Source organism: Pseudomonas sp. MWU16-30323 (genome assembly GCF_020515595.1).
GTDB classification, from domain to species: Bacteria; Pseudomonadota; Gammaproteobacteria; order Pseudomonadales; family Pseudomonadaceae; genus Aquipseudomonas; species Aquipseudomonas yamanorum.
This window is the reverse complement of record NZ_JAIWYM010000055.1, coordinates 1-16,605: the sequence shown is the minus strand read 5'-3', so window position 1 is coordinate 16,605 and position 16,605 is coordinate 1. Positions and strand designations below refer to the sequence as shown.

15 protein-coding genes are annotated in these 16,605 nt (G+C 62.3%); 7 read left to right on the top strand and 8 right to left on the bottom strand.

What is annotated here, in order from left to right:
- The first annotated feature begins 158 nt into the window (after positions 1-158).
- Positions 159-1,562: a sodium:solute symporter family protein gene (locus LIY45_RS29870; protein ID WP_093197216.1), complete on the top strand. Its 1,404-nt coding sequence runs from the start codon at positions 159-161 to the stop codon at positions 1,560-1,562.
- A 37-nt stretch (positions 1,563-1,599) separates the two neighbouring features.
- Complete coding sequence (locus LIY45_RS29865; protein WP_226478585.1) at positions 1,600-2,520, top strand: pyridoxal-phosphate dependent enzyme; 921 nt, start codon at positions 1,600-1,602, stop codon at positions 2,518-2,520.
- Positions 2,521-2,634: 114 nt separating this feature from the next.
- Here LIY45_RS29865 and LIY45_RS29860 read toward each other — a convergent pair whose 3' ends face one another.
- The 4 genes from LIY45_RS29860 to aldA all read right to left on the bottom strand — a co-directional run bounded on the left by LIY45_RS29860 (position 2,635) and on the right by aldA (position 8,303).
- Entirely contained in the window at positions 2,635-4,245 is a 1,611-nt protein-coding gene (locus tag LIY45_RS29860) for a GMC family oxidoreductase N-terminal domain-containing protein (RefSeq protein WP_226478583.1), read from the bottom strand.
- A 27-nt stretch (positions 4,246-4,272) separates the two neighbouring features.
- The gene (locus LIY45_RS29855) at positions 4,273-5,490 is read right to left on the bottom strand and encodes a mandelate racemase/muconate lactonizing enzyme family protein (RefSeq protein ID WP_017480405.1); all 1,218 of its coding nucleotides are present in this window, start codon (positions 5,488-5,490) and stop codon (positions 4,273-4,275) included.
- A 1-nt stretch (position 5,491) separates the two neighbouring features.
- Positions 5,492-6,802 carry an MFS transporter gene (locus tag LIY45_RS29850; protein ID WP_226478582.1) on the bottom strand — a complete coding sequence of 437 codons (1,311 nt, stop codon included), beginning with the start codon at positions 6,800-6,802 and terminating at the stop codon, positions 5,492-5,494.
- A gap of 76 nt (positions 6,803-6,878) precedes the next feature.
- On the bottom strand, positions 6,879-8,303 hold the full coding sequence (gene aldA, locus LIY45_RS29845) for an aldehyde dehydrogenase (RefSeq protein WP_226478581.1): 1,425 nt from the start codon (positions 8,301-8,303) through the stop codon (positions 6,879-6,881).
- A 208-nt stretch (positions 8,304-8,511) separates the two neighbouring features.
- Between aldA and ccoN the strand changes: the two genes are divergently transcribed.
- The gene (gene ccoN / locus LIY45_RS29840) at positions 8,512-9,939 is read left to right on the top strand and encodes a cytochrome-c oxidase, cbb3-type subunit I (protein ID WP_226478580.1); all 1,428 of its coding nucleotides are present in this window, start codon (positions 8,512-8,514) and stop codon (positions 9,937-9,939) included.
- A complete protein-coding gene (locus LIY45_RS29835) occupies positions 9,939-10,160 on the top strand; it encodes a cbb3-type cytochrome c oxidase subunit 3 (RefSeq protein ID WP_226478579.1) in 222 nt (73 codons plus the stop codon). Before ccoN ends, LIY45_RS29835 begins: the two co-directional genes overlap by 1 nt.
- Positions 10,161-10,270: 110 nt before the next feature.
- On the opposite strand, the gene LIY45_RS29830 is transcribed toward LIY45_RS29835, so the two are convergent.
- Complete coding sequence (locus LIY45_RS29830; RefSeq protein WP_226478578.1) at positions 10,271-10,765, bottom strand: hypothetical protein; 495 nt, start codon at positions 10,763-10,765, stop codon at positions 10,271-10,273.
- A 126-nt stretch (positions 10,766-10,891) separates the two neighbouring features.
- Here LIY45_RS29830 and LIY45_RS29825 point away from each other — a divergent pair, with 126 nt between their 5' ends.
- Positions 10,892-11,587 carry an aspartate/glutamate racemase family protein gene (locus LIY45_RS29825; protein ID WP_226478577.1) on the top strand — a complete coding sequence of 232 codons (696 nt, stop codon included), beginning with the start codon at positions 10,892-10,894 and terminating at the stop codon, positions 11,585-11,587.
- On the opposite strand, the gene LIY45_RS29820 is transcribed toward LIY45_RS29825, so the two are convergent.
- The 3 genes from LIY45_RS29820 to LIY45_RS29810 all read right to left on the bottom strand — a co-directional run bounded on the left by LIY45_RS29820 (position 11,584) and on the right by LIY45_RS29810 (position 14,517).
- Positions 11,584-12,096 carry a GNAT family N-acetyltransferase gene (locus tag LIY45_RS29820; protein ID WP_226478576.1) on the bottom strand — a complete coding sequence of 171 codons (513 nt, stop codon included), beginning with the start codon at positions 12,094-12,096 and terminating at the stop codon, positions 11,584-11,586. The two genes, LIY45_RS29825 and LIY45_RS29820, sit on opposite strands and share 4 nt — an antisense overlap.
- Positions 12,097-12,173: 77 nt before the next feature.
- Positions 12,174-13,319 (bottom strand): glycerate kinase, encoded by a 1,146-nt coding sequence (locus LIY45_RS29815; RefSeq protein ID WP_226478575.1) that lies wholly within the window; start codon positions 13,317-13,319, stop codon positions 12,174-12,176.
- A gap of 91 nt (positions 13,320-13,410) precedes the next feature.
- Positions 13,411-14,517, bottom strand: a complete 1,107-nt coding sequence (locus LIY45_RS29810) for a sugar diacid recognition domain-containing protein (protein ID WP_177072096.1) — start codon at positions 14,515-14,517, stop codon at positions 13,411-13,413.
- A gap of 160 nt (positions 14,518-14,677) precedes the next feature.
- On the opposite strand from LIY45_RS29810, the gene LIY45_RS29805 reads away from it, so the two are divergent.
- Both LIY45_RS29805 and LIY45_RS29800 read left to right on the top strand, forming a co-directional pair.
- Complete coding sequence (locus tag LIY45_RS29805; RefSeq protein WP_226478574.1) at positions 14,678-15,988, top strand: MFS transporter; 1,311 nt, start codon at positions 14,678-14,680, stop codon at positions 15,986-15,988.
- Positions 15,989-16,218: 230 nt separating this feature from the next.
- The gene (locus tag LIY45_RS29800) at positions 16,219-16,566 is read left to right on the top strand and encodes a hypothetical protein (protein ID WP_152416434.1); all 348 of its coding nucleotides are present in this window, start codon (positions 16,219-16,221) and stop codon (positions 16,564-16,566) included.
- Positions 16,567-16,605 lie beyond the last annotated feature (39 nt).

The following is a 16,605-nucleotide window of genomic DNA, read 5'->3' as shown; positions in this document are numbered from 1 at the left end:
CTCGCTGTAAGAGCGAAACCATAGGTAGCCGTTACCCAGATAACGGATATACACCCATACCAAAAGAGTATCAAACCATACCAACCCGATATTAGACGAAAGCAAAACCAGCAGAGGAAACTACCCACAATTACAAAAATACCTAAAGAGCATAAAAAATGCCCACCCACTCCTCCTGGATCGTACTGTCCATCACCGGCCTGTACATGCTCAGCCTGGCACTGATCAGCTACGGCGTTCGCCGCCACTCCCGCAGCGCCACCAACTACACCACCGGCGGCGGCCACTTCCCGGCGTTCCTGATCGGCTTCCTGATGCTCTCGGAATTCATCGGCACCGCAGTCAGCATCGGCACCGCCCAAACCGGTTTCAAGGTGGGCATCTCCGCCGCATGGAACCTGTTCGCCCTGGCCCTCGGCTTCGTACTCTTCGCCTGGCTACTGGCCCGCAAATACAAGGACCTGGGCGACAACACCATCTCCGGCGTACTCGCGCGCAACTACGGCCAACGCACCCGCTTCGCCACCTCGATCATCACCATCTTTGCCCTGGAAATCGTAGCCGTCTCGATCTACGCCAGTGGCGGCGCCGTATTAGCCAGCGTAATGCAAGTGGACCGGACCCTGGCGATCGTGATCGTCGGCGTGGTCTCGGTGGCGTACGTGAGCATCGGCGGCATGCGCTCGGTGATCTACACCAACTTCGTCCACGCCGCCCTGAAATACCTGGGCGTCGGCCTGGCACTGTGGTTTGGCTTGAAGCAGGTGGGCGGCATCGGCCAGTTGCAAGCGCAATTGCCCGCCAGCATGTTTGACTGGACCACCGTCGGCTGGGGCCAGATCATTGCCTGGATGATCGCCGGTATCGGTTCGATCTTCTCCACCCAATACGTGATCCAGGCGGTGAACACCGTCAGCCATGCAGGCAAGGCCCAGCGCGCATGTTTCTACGTGGCGGTGCTGATGGTGCCGTTCGGCATCGGCGCGGCATTGATCGGGATGTGCAGCGCAGTGCTGTTCCCCAATGTCGATTCGCTGCAAGCCTTCCCCACCCTGATCGCCAGCATGGACCAACTGACGGCCGGCCTGGTGGTGGCAGGCCTTGCCGGCTCGCTGTTCGGCACCATTTCAGCGGTGAGCATGGGCTCGGCGACGTTGCTGTTGCGGGACTTCTACGAGCCGTGGTTCAACCCGGAAAAAAGCGACGCCAAGTCCCTGCGCTTCGTGCGCTTGGCGACCATCGCCGTCGGCCTGTTGCCGATTGCCCTGGCGCTGACCTCGGACAAGGTGCTGATGATCGCCTTCCTCGGCAAGGCGTTGCGCGCCTCCCTGGCGGTGCTGGTGTTGATGGTGTTCTACGCGCCGAAATTCGGCACGGCGGCCGGGGCATTCCTGAGCATCATTGCCTCGTTGCTGGCCACCGTGGGCTGGTTCCTCGCCGGTAATCCATGGGGCATCGACAACGCTTACATCGCCCTGTTCACGCCGCTGATCATCATGGGCATCAGCCATGTGACACGCCGCAAGACACCGGCCGAACCGCTGGTGGCAGCCACAAGCTGAGGTAGGATGGCAGACCAACCAATAAGGAAGTTGTGAAATGCTGCCGATCCGTACCCCGTTGATCCTGCACCCCGGCTTGTCCACCGCTACCCGGCGGGTCTGGCTGAAGCTCGAGAACCTGCAACCCTGTGGCTCGTTCAAGTTGCGCGGGATGACCACGTTGTGTGCCTACGCGGCCAGCCAGGGCAAGACCACCGTGGTGTGCCCCTCCGGCGGTAATGCCGGGCTGGCGACGGCCTTTGCGGCGCGGAGCTTGGGGTTGCAGGCGCGGATCGTGGTGCCCTCCACCACCCCCGAAGCCACCCGCGCGCGCATCCGCCAGGCCGGGGCCGAGGTGGTGGTGCACGGTGATCTGTGGGATCAATCCAACGAACTGGCCCTGCAACTCGCCGAAGCGCCGGACGCGTTGTATGTGCCGGCCTTTGATCACCCGCTGTTGTGGGAAGGTCACAGCCGCATGATCGACGAGATTCTCGAAGACTGCCCTCAGGTGGGCGCCATCGTGACCTCCGTGGGCGGCGGTGGATTGCTTGCGGGCGTGCTGACGGGGCTGGAGCGCCATGGGCGGTTCGACTGCAAGGTGATTGCGTGCGAAACGGCGGGCGCGGCTTCGTTTGCGGCCGCGGTGGAAGCTGGAAAACCGGTGCGGCTGGAGAAGATCGATACCGTGGCCAAATCGTTGGCGGCAACCCAGGTGGCGGCGTGGCCGGTTGAACATATCGGCCGGTTTGCCTATCAGTGCGTGGTGTTGAGTGATGCCGAGGCGATGAAGGGGGTGGCGCGGTATGCCGATGATTTACGGCAGTTGGTGGAGCCGGCGTGTGGGGTTTCGTTGGCCGTGGCTTACTTGGAGCATGCCGCGATTGCCGGGGTCGAGGATGTGGTGGTGATTGTGTGTGGCGGGGTGAGCATCAATGCCGAAACGGTTGCTCATTGGCAGAACACGGTCTCTCTATGATCGTTCCCACGCTCCGCGTGGGAATGCCGCCCTGGACGCTCCGCGTCTGCTCTTGAAGTCGTGACGCGGAGCGTCACGGGATGCATTCCCACGCAGAGCGTGGGAACGATCAGTTCAGGCATCCTGCAGGATCAGATCCGCGCCCTTCTCCGCCACCATCAACACCGCCGCATGGGTATTGCCGGAGGTCACGTTGGGGAAAATCGATGCATCGACAATCCGCAGCCCTTGCATCCCATGCACCTTCAAGCGCTTGTCCACCACCGACACCTGCGGGTCCGAACCCATGGCGCACGAGCCGCACAGGTGATAGATCGAGCCGCTGTTCTCGCGGAAGTACTGCAGCATCTGCTCATCGGTTTCCACCGCTGCACCTGGCAACACTTCAGCCACCGTCACGCCCTTGAGCGCCGGTGCCTGCATGATCTTGCGCATCAGCCGGCTGCCCTGGATCACCTCGTCGATGTCCTTCTGGGTACTCAGGTAGTTGGGGTCGATCAAGGCCGCATCCCGTGGGTTTTTCGAGGCGATGCGAATCGTCCCGCGGCTGGTGGGCCGGCACGGGTTGAAGCACAGCAGGAAGCCTGAATACGGCTCGGGCTTGAGGCTGGCCTTGTTGTTTTTCGGGATCTGGTACGACAGCGGGTTGAAGTACAGCTGCAGGTTCGGATGCGCCTGTTCAGCAGTACCGCGAAAGAATCCGCCAGCCTGGTTGACGCTCATGGCCAGCGCGCCCTTGCGGGTCAGCAGGTACTTGAGGCCCAGCTTGAACTGGCCGAACAGCGAGCTGAGCTGGTCGTTCAAGGTCGGGATATTGGCCTTGTAGTAATAGCTGGCGCACAGGTGGTCCTGCAGGTTCTGCCCCACCGCCGGCAGGTCCTTGACCAGCGGGATGTTGTGTTCGGCAAGCAGTTGCTTGTCCGCCACCCCCGACAGTTGCAGGATCTTCGGCGTATCCACCGCACCGGCACACAGGATCACTTCCTTGCGCGCGGTAAAGGTCCGCACCACGCCGTGCTGGGTCACGCTGATGCCGGTGGCGCGCTGCTGGTCGTCGAACAGCACGCGGTCTACCAGTGCATGCAGTTCGACGGTCAGGTTCGGCCTACCCAACGCCGGATGCAGGTGCGCAAAACTGCTGGAGCAGCGCTCGCCGTTGCGGGTGTTGACGTCGTAGAGACCCGCGCCTTCGAAGTTCGGCCCGTTGAAGTCATCGCTCAGGCCATAGCCCAATTGCTCGCAGCCCTTGAGGAACACGTCGCAGATGGCGTGGGTCTGGCCCTTCATCGGGGTGATGCTGATGGGGCCGCTGCTGCCGTGGTATTCGGTGTCGCCCAGGGGGTGGTTTTCCAGCTTGCGGAAGTACGGCAGCACGTCCTTGAAGCCCCAGCCGTCGTTGCCATTGGCGGCCCAGTCATTGAAGTCATGGGCCTGGCCGCGCACGTAGATCATGGCGTTGATCGAGCCGGAACCGCCCTGCACCTTGCCCCGTGGGGCATAGATGGCGCGGTCGGCCAGCTGTTTTTGCGGCTGGCTGTAGTACATCCAGTTGAAGGTCGGGTTGTAGTACATCTTGGCGAAACCGACCGGAATCTTGAACCACCAGGAACTGTCCTTGCCGCCGGCCTCCAGCAGCAGCACCGAATGCTCGCCCGAGGCGGAGAGTCGGTTGGCCAGGACGCAACCTGCGGCGCCAGCGCCGGCGATGATGTAGTCGTATGTCATTCACGGTTACCGCATAAGTCGTTTTTTTTAGCCCTTGGCGGGCGAAGTGTCTTTCACATCGGCAGGCGTGGGCGCCATTTGCAGGTGCAGGCGCTCGCCCGTGTACGGCGTGTGCTTGCGCACCACGTCCATGTTCAGCTCCACCCCAAGGCCTGGCTCGGTGGACGGGATGATGTAGCCGTCCTCCCATTGCAGCGGCTTGGTCAGCACTTCGGCATGGAAGCCGCCCCAGGTCATGATGCTTTCCTGGATCAGGAAGTTCGGCGTGCACGTGGCCAACTGGAAACTCGCCGCCGCGCCAATCGGGCCGTTGTACAGGTGCGGGGCGATCTGCGCGTAGTAGGCCTCGGCCATGCTTGCGATTTTCTTGGCTTCCAGCAGGCCGCCGCAGCGGGCCACGTTCATTTGCAGGATCGACGCACCGCCGGCCTGCAACAGCTTGAAGAACTCGTACTTGGTGGTCAGCCGCTCGCCGGTGGCGATAGGGATGCTGGTCTTGGCCGCGACCTGGGCCATGGCCTCTTCCTGGCCCGGTGGCACCGGCTCTTCGAACCACAGCGGGTCGTATTTCTCCAGGCGCTTGGCCAGGCGGATCGCCGACGACGGCACCATCTGCCCGTGGGTGCCAAACAGCAGGTCGCACTTGTCCCCCACCGCTTCGCGGATCTTGCGGCAGAAGGTTTCGCAGCGCTCCAGCACTTCCAGGGAAATCTGGTGGCCGGAGTACGCGGTGTACGGGCCGGCCGGGTCGAACTTCACGGCGGTAAAGCCTTTGTTCATGTTCTCGACGGCGCACTCGGCAGCCAGGTCCGGGTCGTCGTAGTCGTACTCGCCCTGGCTGTTGACCGGGTACAAGTAGGTGTAGGAACGCAGGCGCTCGTTGACCTTGCCCCCCAGCAACTCGTAGACCGGCTTGTTGGCCGCCTTGCCGATGATGTCCCAGCAGGCCATTTCCAGGCCGCTGACCACGCCCATCATGGTCAGGTCGGGGCGCTGGGTGAACCCGCTGGAATACGCCTGACGGAAGAAACGTTCGATATGGTGCGGGTCGTGGTTGAGCAGGTAGCGCTCGAACACATCCTCAATGATCGGCAGCATCGCCTTGGGCCCGAAAGTGGCGGCGTAAATCTCGCCCACGCCTTCAATGCCGCAGTCGGTTTTCAGTTTGACGAACAGCCAGTACATCCCACCGATGTGCGGTGGCGGTACGGCAACAATATGGGTTTCAAGGGCGACGATTTTCATCTCAGGCACCTGTCTGGTTGAATTTTTTACGATTGATTCGAGCGCGCAGGGTCAGGGCCGCGAGGGTCCCGAGCACACCGATGAAGGCGATGTAGCCGAAGTACAGGTTGTAGCCGACCTGCCCCGGGTAGGTGTCGGTGAGGTAGCCATTGATCAGCGGGATAAAGGTGTCCGGCAGGTAACCCACCACCGAAACGATGCCGATGGCCAGCCCGGTGATGCGCAGCGGGATGTTGCAACTGTCGAGGATCGCCCAGTACAGGCCGCGAATCGCGTAGGTCATCAGGCCGATAAAGATCACCGTGCCGATCAGCAAACCGAGGCTGCCAATGGCCGGGAATACGATCAGGCCGACCATCGCCAGGGTCACCAGCGCCAGCGCGACGATCAGCACCGAGATGTTCGAAAACTTGTCCCCCAGCCAGCCGCCGCCGATCCCGCCGATAGGTCGCATCCACAGCTTGATGGTGGTGATGGTGCCGGCCATCACGGCGGTCATGCCGCTGCCTTGCAGGTAGTCGGAAAAGCTGTAGGTGGCCCAGAACATGTGATAGCCGCAGAACACAATGGCGGTGACCAGCCACAGCTCGGGGATTTTCACCAGGGTGGTGAGGTCGGCGACCAGGTTGAACTTGCCCTTCTCCACCGCGGCGGTTTCGGCCATGGATTTGGGGTCCTTGAGCAGCACCAGCACACAACCAATCGCGATACACACGAATGAATACAGGTACACCACGTGCTTGAAACCTTCGGCGGCCGTCTGGCTGCGGGTTTCGGTGGCGTAGGCAAACAGCCCCAGGGCTACGGTTGCCAGCAAGGCTTCCACCAAACCACGGCCACCGTCGAGGATGCCGAAGAATCGGCCCTGCTCGCTGTGATGGGCGATCATCTTCACCCGCTTGAGCACCGACGCCCAGAAGGTCAGGCCGGTGGTCAAGCCCCAGCAGCCGAATATGATCATCAGGCCGGTCATCGACGGCACGGTGGAATACCAGAGGCCCAGGGCACCGGTGGCCACCAGCGAGAAAAAGATCAGGAAGCGCGGCGGCAGGCGATCGGCCAACCAGCCGCTGGGCAGGTAGCTGAGGAGGAAGATCGTACCGAGCATCGAATACAGATAACCCAGCTGGCTGTGGTTGATCTGGAACACCTCGAGCATGGTGGTCTGGTAGACCTGGCGCAGGTAGAGGATCGGGTAGATCGCCCCGGCGGCCAGCACCAGCAACATCAATTGGAAGTAGCGACTGGCTTTGTCGCTTTTGGCCGCGGACACGGCATCGAAACCCTGGGCAACGGGTGCAGGCTTGGACATCTTGTAGACCTCGGGCACCCACTGTGCAGGTGCCCCGATAATTGTTTTTATTGAGGTGAAGCCGGTGATCGGTGAATCAGTACTTCATGACCACCAAACGGGTCTGGGTGAACTCAAGCATCCCGTGCTTGCCGTCATCGCCGCCCAGCCCTGAGCGTTTCCAGCCGGCATGGAAACCCTGGTAAGGGTCGGCCGGGGTCCGATTGACGTACAACTCGCCGGCCTCAATGGCGTTGGCGACTTTCATGGCCGTGCGGTAGTTCTCGGTGTAGAGCACCGACGACAGGCCGAACTGGTGGTCGTTGGCCATGGCCAGCGCTTCGTCGATGTCGCGGTACTTGAGCACCGGCAGCACCGGGCCGAAGATTTCCTCCTGGATGATTTCCATGTCCTGGCGGCAGCCGCTGAGCAGCGTCGGCGGGTAGAAATGGCCCGGGCCTTCGGGCAGTACGCCGCCGGCTTCCAGTACAGCACCGTCGGTGATGGCGCGCTGGACCATGGCGTGAATATTCTGCCGGGAACTGGCGTTGACCAGCGGGCCCATCAGGCCTGCGTCCGTGGCACGGTCACCGAATTTGACGGCACTGATCTTGGTCTTGAGCAGGGCCAGGAATTGGTCGTAGACGCTTTCCTGCACGTACACCCGCTCGACCGCCGTGCACAACTGGCCGCAGTGGGTGGTCTTGGACGCGATGATTGCGCTGGCGGCCTGTTCCAGGTCGGCGTCGGCTTCGATGATCGCCGGGGTCTTGCCGCCCAGCTCCAGGGACGGCTTGGCGATGTTGGCCTTGCAGTAGTCGAGGACGATGCGCCCGGCGTTGACGCTGCCGGTCAGGGTGATCAGGCCCACGGCCTTGTGGGTGCACAGGGCGGCGGCGGTGGCGTGGTCCATGGTCAGGATATTGATCACACCGGCCGGAATGCCCGACTGCTCGACCGCACGGGCGATTTCAAAAGCAGACAACGGCGTGTTGTTGCTCGGGCGCACCACCACGGTGTTGCCGGCAATCAGCGCCGGGGCGATTTTGCGCAGCAGGGTGTAGACCGGGTAGTTGAACGGAATCAGGCAAGCCACCACGCCAATGGGCTCGCGCTGCAGGAACAGGTTTTCGTCCGGGGTGTCGCTGGGGATGATTTCGCCTTCGATGCGGCGCGCCCATTCGGCGTGGTAGTGGGTGATCTGGGCGGCATAGCGGGCTTCGTTGCTGGCGTCGTCAAGGCTTTTGCCGGATTCGCTGGCAAGCGCCTTGCCTATGCTTTCAGCGCAGGTTTCAAGGGCGTCGGCGAACGCCCGCAGGTGTTCGGCGCGCTGGATGCTGGTGAGTTTGCCCCAGGTCTTTTGGGCGGTAGCGGCAGCTTCGACGGCAGCGATGGCCTCATCAGATGTGGCGGCGCAGACCAGGCCGACCTGAGCCTCGGTCGCGGGGTTGTAGACCGCGATCTGGGCGGTGCTGGCAGGTTCGGCGAAGTGGCCGTTGAAAAAGTTGCGCTCGATTTGCATGTGGTTTTTTGCCCAATCGTTGTTGTTTTGCGAGTGACTTGCAGTTTTGTCATTGGGCGGGGGTTGGACAAATGATTTATTGACGGGGGTAACGTGCAAAAAACGCAGGTTAGTGGCTGATCCGTATTAATGACCCGGGTCTGAGTCTGTATTGTTCTGCCCATACTTCCTACAGTGCCGCCCACTTGGAACCGTGGGAGGACTAAGCATGCAACCACCATCAACCGCACAGGCCTACAACTACAAGGTCGTGCGTCAATTCGTCATTGCAACCATCGTTTGGGGCGTGGTCGGCATGGCCATGGGCGTGTGGATCGCCTCGCAACTGGTCTGGCCGGAAATGAACCTCGACCTGCCGTGGACCACCTTCGGCCGCCTGCGCCCGCTGCACACCAGCCTGGTGATTTTCGGCTTTGCCGGCAGCGCGCAATTCGCCGCCAGCTACTACGCAGTACAGCGCACCTGCCAGGTACGGCTGTACTCGGACAAGCTCGCCGCCTTTACCTTTTGGGGCTGGCAGTCGGTGATCGTGATCATGGTGGTCAGCCTGCCCCTGGGCTACACCACCACCAAGGAATACGCCGAAATCGAGTTCACCGGCGCCGTATGGATGACGGTGGTCTGGGTCGCCTATGCCATCGTGTTTTTCACCACCGTGGTGCAGCGCAAGACCCAGCATATCTATGTCGGCAACTGGTTCTTCGGTGCGTTCATCATCGTGATCGCGATGCTGCACGTGGTCAATCACCTGTCGATCCCGGTGGACTGGTTCAAGTCCTACCCGGTGTACGCCGGCGCCACCGACGCCATGGTGCAGTGGTGGTACGGGCACAACGCGGTGGGTTTCTTCCTGACCACCGGTTTCCTGGGGATGATGTATTACTTCGTGCCCAAGCAAGTCGGGCGGCCGGTGTACTCCTATCGCCTGTCCATCGTGCACTTCTGGGCACTGATCACCCTGTACATCTGGGCCGGCCCGCACCACTTGCACTACACCGCGCTGCCGGACTGGGCACAGTCCCTGGGCATGGCGATGTCGCTGATCCTGCTGGCGCCCAGCTGGGGCGGGATGATCAACGGCATGATGACGCTTTCCGGGGCCTGGCATAAATTGCGCACCGACCCGATCCTGCGTTTCCTGGTGCTGTCGCTGGCGTTCTACGGCATGTCGACGTTTGAAGGGCCGATGATGGCGATCAAGACCGTCAACGCCCTGTCCCACTACACCGACTGGACCATCGGCCACGTCCACGCCGGGGCCTTGGGCTGGGTGGCGATGATCACGTTTGGGTCGCTGTACCACATGATCCCGAAAATATTCGGGCGCGTGCAGATGCACAGCGTGGGGCTGATCAATATGCACTTCTGGCTGGCAACCATTGGCACGGTGCTGTACATCGCGTCGATGTGGGTCAACGGCATCACCCAGGGCTTGATGTGGCGGGCGGTGAATGATGACGGCACCCTCACCTACTCCTTTGTGGAAGCCTTGCAGGCCAGCCATCCAGGGTTCGTGGTGCGCTTTGTCGGCGGGGTGTTCTTCCTCAGCGGCATGTTGCTGATGGCGTACAACACCTGGCGCACGGTGCGCGTGGCGGATCTGAAGGTGGCGCAGCTTGAAGCGCAGATCGCCTGATGGGGGAGATAGCGCTGAACCTGGCGGCGGTGATTGGCCTGTATGGCGCGGTGGAGTATTGCTTGCGGGGCCAGTCGAAGGAGAGCCTGGATGAGGCCAGCCTGATGCCCTTTGCCGATGACCCGGAGGTGGCGCGGCGGGTGGAGTTGGCCACGGGCAAGCGGATCAACGCGGTGGCGCCTGAAGAAACAAAGCAGGACTGGGGCAATATAGAGATCTAATTGTGGGAGCGGGCTTGCTCGCGAATGCGGAGGTTCAGTCAACATATACAGCGACTGACACACCGCTTTCGCGAGCAAGCCCGCTCCCACACAAGCACCACATTGAGCGACTAGCCGCGTTCGCGGGGAATCAGGCTCTGCAACTGCAAGGCCAGGAAGTTGGCATCGAAACCGAAGGTGTCCGGGTCTTTCAGGCCGTTGGTTTTCTTCCACAACCAATCGTTTTTCCCCGGCAGCAGCACCAGGGAAATGCTGCCGTAGCGGGCGGCGGTCAAGCCCATCACCGACAACGAAATCAACCCACCGGCGCCCATCACATCCGGCACGAACTCCACCGGTTTGCCGGCGATATGGACGGTCAGTTTCTCGGTCTTGAAGGGGGAGGTCTCCACCGGCACGCTAGGGCCGTTAGCCACGTACGCCTCGCGCTGCACTTCCAGCAAGCCGACGGTCTTCACCGGTTCCAGCCACTGCTCGATCTGGTCGAACAACTCGCCGATCTTCTGCGCCCAATGGGCCGACTGCACTTCGAACTGCTGCTTCTTGTGGGCTTCGCTGTCGGCGTAATGACGCAGCATCTCGCCCAGTTGTTGTACATCGTCCATTGCCGTGTTCCTTGGGTGACCCATGTTGCGAACCTTGATCATGGCAGATGCCGCACGCTGGCGTATGACTAAAGCACAGCGCTTGGGTAATGTGGTGCCCTCGCCCGTCCAATTCAGGAGCATCGCATGCGCACCATCGGCCTTATCGGCGGCATGAGCTGGGAGTCCAGCGCCGAGTATTACCGCATCATCAACCAACGTGTGCGCGACCAGCTCGGCCCCCTGCGTTCGGCACAACTGTTGATGTACAGCGTCGACTTCGGCCCGGTGGAGCAGGCCCAGCACGCCGGGCGCTGGGATGACGCGGCGCTGATCCTCGAAGACGCCGCCCGCCGCCTGCAAGCCGGTGGCGCCGAATGCATCGTGCTGTGTACCAACACCATGCACCTGGTGGCGCCGCGCATTGAAGCGGCGGTGTCCATACCGTTTCTGCATATTGCAGACGCCGCCGGCGCGGCGGCCGTGGAGGCCGGCACCCTGACCGTAGGCCTGCTGGGCACTGCCTTTACCATGGAACAGGCGTTTCTCAAGTCACGCCTGGCGGCGCAGGGGCTGACCGTGCTGGTGCCGGACGCCGACGAGCGCCAGGCCGTGCACCGGATCATCTATGAAGAGTTGTGTGTCGGGGTGGTCAGCGACGCATCGCGCGAGGTGTACCAGCGGGTGATCGAGTCTTTGGCAGCCCGTGGCGCCCAGGCCATCATCCTCGGCTGTACGGAAATCAGCCTGTTGATCAAGCCGCAGCACAGCGACCTGCCCTTGCTGGACACCACCGAGCTGCATGCGCAGGCTGCGGTGGCGTTTGCCTTGCAGGACGACTAGGCCGGCTGGCGGATGCGCGCCATGGTCAGGGTATCGACGAAGGCGCCGTCACGTACGGCGTAATCCCGCAGCCGGCCCTCGGTCTCGAAGCCGAACTTGTGGTACAGGCGGTGGGCGGCCTCGTTGTCGGCGTACACCGTCAGTTCCACCCGGTGCAGGTTCATCCAGTTATCCGCCACCTCCAGCGCCGCACTCAACAGCCGGGAGCCCACGCCCCTGCCCTGCCAGGCGGTGGCCACGCCCATGCCGAATGAACCGACATGGCTGCGGCGCACGCGGGAATATTGCTCAAGCCCCAGGTTGCCGATCACCTCGCCGGCATGCACGGCCACCAGTTGTAGCCGCCGCTCATCCCCGGGTGCCAGGCGTGCGCGCCAGGCCTCAACCGATTGGAAAGGCATTTGCAGCACCTGACGGCAGACAGCCGGGTCGTTGTAGAGCGCAGCGACGCCTTCAAGGTGGGCCTCGGTGAAGCGCGTGATCACGATTTTGGGTTCAGGTGTGTGCATGGTGTTTCATCCTTTGAAAACACATGGCGGGCCAGTGTAGGCGGCAAAGCCTCAGGTTGGCGAGCCCTGCACCGCAATCATGGGGACCGTGCAGCGACCATTTTCCAGACCCGGGCAATGTCCGAAGCGCGCTCGCGCAACAGGCGCGGCGCCTCGCTGCAGGCCTGTTCCAGGGTCGTCGGGCCGGACGGCAAGGCGAACGCGGCATCCACGCCGTGGGCGTACATCTGCTCGTAACCATCACCCAAGGTGCCGGCGATCACAATCACTGGCACGTTGTGCTGTTTGGCGATCCGCGCGACGCCAAACGGGGTTTTGCCCCGCAGGGTCTGGGCGTCGAAGCGGCCTTCGCCGGTGATGACCAGGTCGGCGCCACGCACGGCCTTTTCGAGCCCCACCAGCTCGGCGACCACTTCAACCCCTGCACGAAACTGTGCGCCAAGGAACGCCTTGGCGGCAAAGCCCAGGCCGCCGGCGGCACCACTGCCGGGTTCGTCGCGTACATCTTTGGGCAAGACCTTGGCGCAGTGATCGGCGAAATGGCCGAGGGCGGCATCCAGTTGTTCGACTTGCTGGGGATTGGCGCCTTTTTGCGGGCCGAAAATCGCCGAGGCACCGTGGGGGCCGCACAGAGGATTGTTCACGTCGGCGGCAATTTCGAAGCGCACCTGGGCCAGGCGTGGGTCCAGTTGCTCAAGGCTGATGCGCGACAGCTTGGCCAGCGCCAGGCCGCCCAGGGGCAATGCAGCCTCTTCGGCATCAAGCAATTGCACACCGAGAGCCAGCATCGCCCCGGCGCCGCCGTCGTTGGTGGCGCTGCCGCCAATGGCCAGAATAACGCGTTGGGCGCCGGCATCCAGGGCGGCGCGGATCAACTCACCAGTGCCGAAGGTGCTGCTGGAACACGCATCTCGCTGACCCGGTGGCACGAGTTGCAGGCCGCTGGCCTCGGCCATTTCGATGATTGCGGTGTGGCTCTCAGCCAGCCAGCCCCAATGTGCGTCGACACTGCCACTCAACGGCCCTTGCACACGGGTGGTGCGCAACTCGCCCTGGCAGGCGGCGAGTACCGACTCCACCGTGCCCTCACCACCATCCGCCATCGGGCACTTGATCAGCTCGGCGTCGGGCCACACGCTGGCCAGCCCCTCGGCAATGGCATTCGCCACGCCTTCGGCACTCAGGCTGTCCTTGAACGAGTCGGGGGCGATGATGATTTTCATGGGCTTTCTCCGGTTTTTATAACGCCCATGCTGCCAGTTGGCACCGGCAATAACGCCGGTCCATTGCACAAGAGTGGCTGGGGTTTGTTGTTCATTTCGACAAAGCCTGGGGCAATAGCTGCACGCCCAGGTACAACGCAAGCATGCCGTCGAGGGTCAACGGGTCGACGCCGCTCAACTCGGCGATGCGCTCCATGCGATAACGCAGGCTGTTGCGGTGAATGCCCAGGGCGTCGGCGCAGGCCTGGCTTTGGCCGTCGTGATCGCACCAACTGCGCAGGGTCGCCAGCAACTGGCCGTTGCTGTCCTTGGCCAGCACCTTGCGCAACGGGTTGAGCAGTTCGTCGAGGGCGTCGTCGTTGCGGTGGCGCCAGAGCATTACCGGCAGGCGGTAGCGATTGAGGGTCAGCAACCGCGACTCGGGCAGCACATCGCGGCCATAGGCAAGCAGATCGCCGACCCGTCGGTAGCAACGGCGTAGCCCGGCCAGGCCGTCTGCTTGCCCGCCGACGGCAACCCGCAGGATGTTCCAGCCCAGGCCGTCGAGTTTTTCCAGCAGGCGCGGGTTGTCGACTTGCACCGACGCCGGTCGGCACCACAGTAGGGAAAACTGTGCGGAGCTGACGCACCAGCTGTCCGGGTAGCGCGAGGTCAGCCAGGCGCTCAAGGCTTCCGCCGACTGGCCGCTGCCCAGTTCAAACAGGTACGGCGTACGTGCCATCTGCGGTTTGAGGCCCAGTTGCTGCGCCTCGTCCACCAGCCGCGGCGAGTCGCCGGTCTCGGCCAGCAGCAGCGCCAGCAGGTCATCGCAACGCTGGCGGCGCCATTGCTGCTCGGCCTGCTGGTGGCGCTGGCTCACCAGCATTTCGGCGGTCATACGTACGAGTTGCGCATAGGTGCGCAGTAATTCCGGTTCGCCGGTAATGCCCAGGACGCCGATCAGGCGCTGATCGTGCAGCAACGGCAGGTTGATCCCGGGCTGCACGCCCTTGAGGTGCTTGGCGGTCTGGCTGTCGATCTCCACCACGCGCACATTCGCCAGCACCAACTGCGCGCCTTCATGGCGGGTGTTGATGCGTTCGGGTTCGCCGCTGCCCAGGATCAGGCCCTGGCTGTCCATGACGTTGACGTTATAGGGCAGGATCGCCATGGTGCGATTGACGATATCCTGCGCCAAGTCATGATCCAGCTCGAACATGGGGCTAAATTCCTGAAAAATCCGGTTGTTCATAGGCACAGCGCAAACGATGCTTGACTGTGCGCGAGCACAAAGACATCACCCCTTGAGGTGGCCGAGACTCATTGGGCGATCAACGTTACCCTCGCATCGCGAAAAATCATAATAAAGAGAGACTGCCATGTCACAGAGCGCCGCTGTCACCCAGGCCACCGATGACGATAAAAACGCCGTATACAAGCGCATCACCCTGCGCCTGATCCCCTTCATTTTCATCTGCTACCTGTTCAACTACCTCGACCGCGTCAACGTCGGCTTTGCCAAGCTGCAGATGCTCGACGCCCTCAAATTCAGCGAGACCGTGTACGGCCTCGGCGCCGGGATCTTCTTTATCGGCTACGTGCTGTGCGGCGTGCCAAGCAACCTGGCGTTGACCAAATTCGGTCCACGGCGCTGGATTGCGCTGATGATGATCGTCTGGGGCACCCTGTCCACCTGCCTGCTGTTCGTCACCACGCCAACGCACTTCTACGGTTTGCGCCTGCTGACAGGTGCTGCCGAAGCCGGGTTCTTCCCGGGCGTGGTGCTGTACCTCTCGCAGTGGTTCCCGACCTTCCGCCGTGGGCGGATCATGGCGCTGTTCATGTCGGCGATTCCGGTGTCCGGCCTGCTCGGCAGCCCGTTCTCCGGCTGGATCCTCAACCACTTCGCCGCAGGCCAAGGCGGGCTTGCGGGCTGGCAGTGGATGTTCCTGCTGCAAGGCGTGCCGACGGTGATCCTCGGTGCCCTCGCCTACTTCCTGCTCAGCGACAGCTTTGCCAACGCCCAGTGGCTCACGCCCCATGAGCGTGCCGTGCTGGAAGCCGACCAGGCGACCGACCTGGCCAACAAACCGAAGACCACCAGCGACTCGCTGCTGGAAGTGTTCAAGAACCCGGCCATCTGGGCGTTCGGCCTGATCTACTTCTGCATCCAGAGCGGTGTGTACGCCATCAACTTCTGGCTGCCGTCGATCATCAAGAACATGGGTTTCAGCGATAACCTGGTGATTGGCTGGCTCAGTGCGATTCCGTACCTGCTGGCGGCGGTGTTCATGTTGCTGGTGGGCCGCTCTGCCGACCTGCGCAAGGAGCGGCGCTGGCACTTGGTGGTGCCGATGTTGATGGGCGCGATCGGGCTGGTGATTGCGGTGAACTTTGCAACCACGCCGGCCATTGCCATCCTTGGCCTGACCATCGCCACCATGGGCGCCCTCACCGGCCTGCCGATGTTCTGGCCGGTGCCCACCGCCCTGCTCAGCGCAGGTGCTGCCGCAGGTGGTTTGGCGTTGATCAACTCCATGGGCCAGATGGCGGGCTTCCTCAGCCCGTATATCGTCGGGTTTGTGAAGGATGCCACCGGGTCTACGGACATGGCGCTGTACCTGCTGGCGGCAGTGATCGTCGCGGGCAGTGTGCTGGCGTTGCGCATGACGCGCACACTCAAGGGCTGACACAGGGTAGACCGGTGCCGTCGATCTCCATGACGGCGCCGGTGTTTTTATAGCTACAGTACCGCAGGAAACCCGTCTTAACCTGAACGCCAAAGCCAAGTAACAGACAGGCTACAAACCTTACCTAACCTTTACTCTGGCGCCGCGTCATCCCCTCAAAAAGTGCTGTCTGAAACGTATGCCCGGGAATATTATTAAAGCCGGTTCGATGCATAGGTAGAGGACTTGTCATGATCAGTCGACTCTCAAAAATGAAAGTAGCCATCGTGCTTATTGCCACCCTCGCCATCGCAGGGCAAGCAGAAGCCCGTGGTGGGTACGGCTATGGATGGGGTCACGGTGGCTACCATGGTGGTTGGGGCTGGGGTGGCCCGGCCCTGCTGGGCGCGGTGGTGGGTGGATTGGTAGTGGGCTCGGTGGTCGCCAACTCCCAGCCTCCGGTCTACGTGCAGCAACAACCGGTTTACGTGCAACCGCAGCCGGTGTACATCCAGCAACCGCCGCCGGTCTACTACCAGGCGCCGCCTCCTCCGGGCTATTACTACCCGCCGCAACCGGTTCCGGCACCGCGTTATTAAGCGCGGCCCTGATAATGCAGGTCCCGCCTGAAAGCGCAG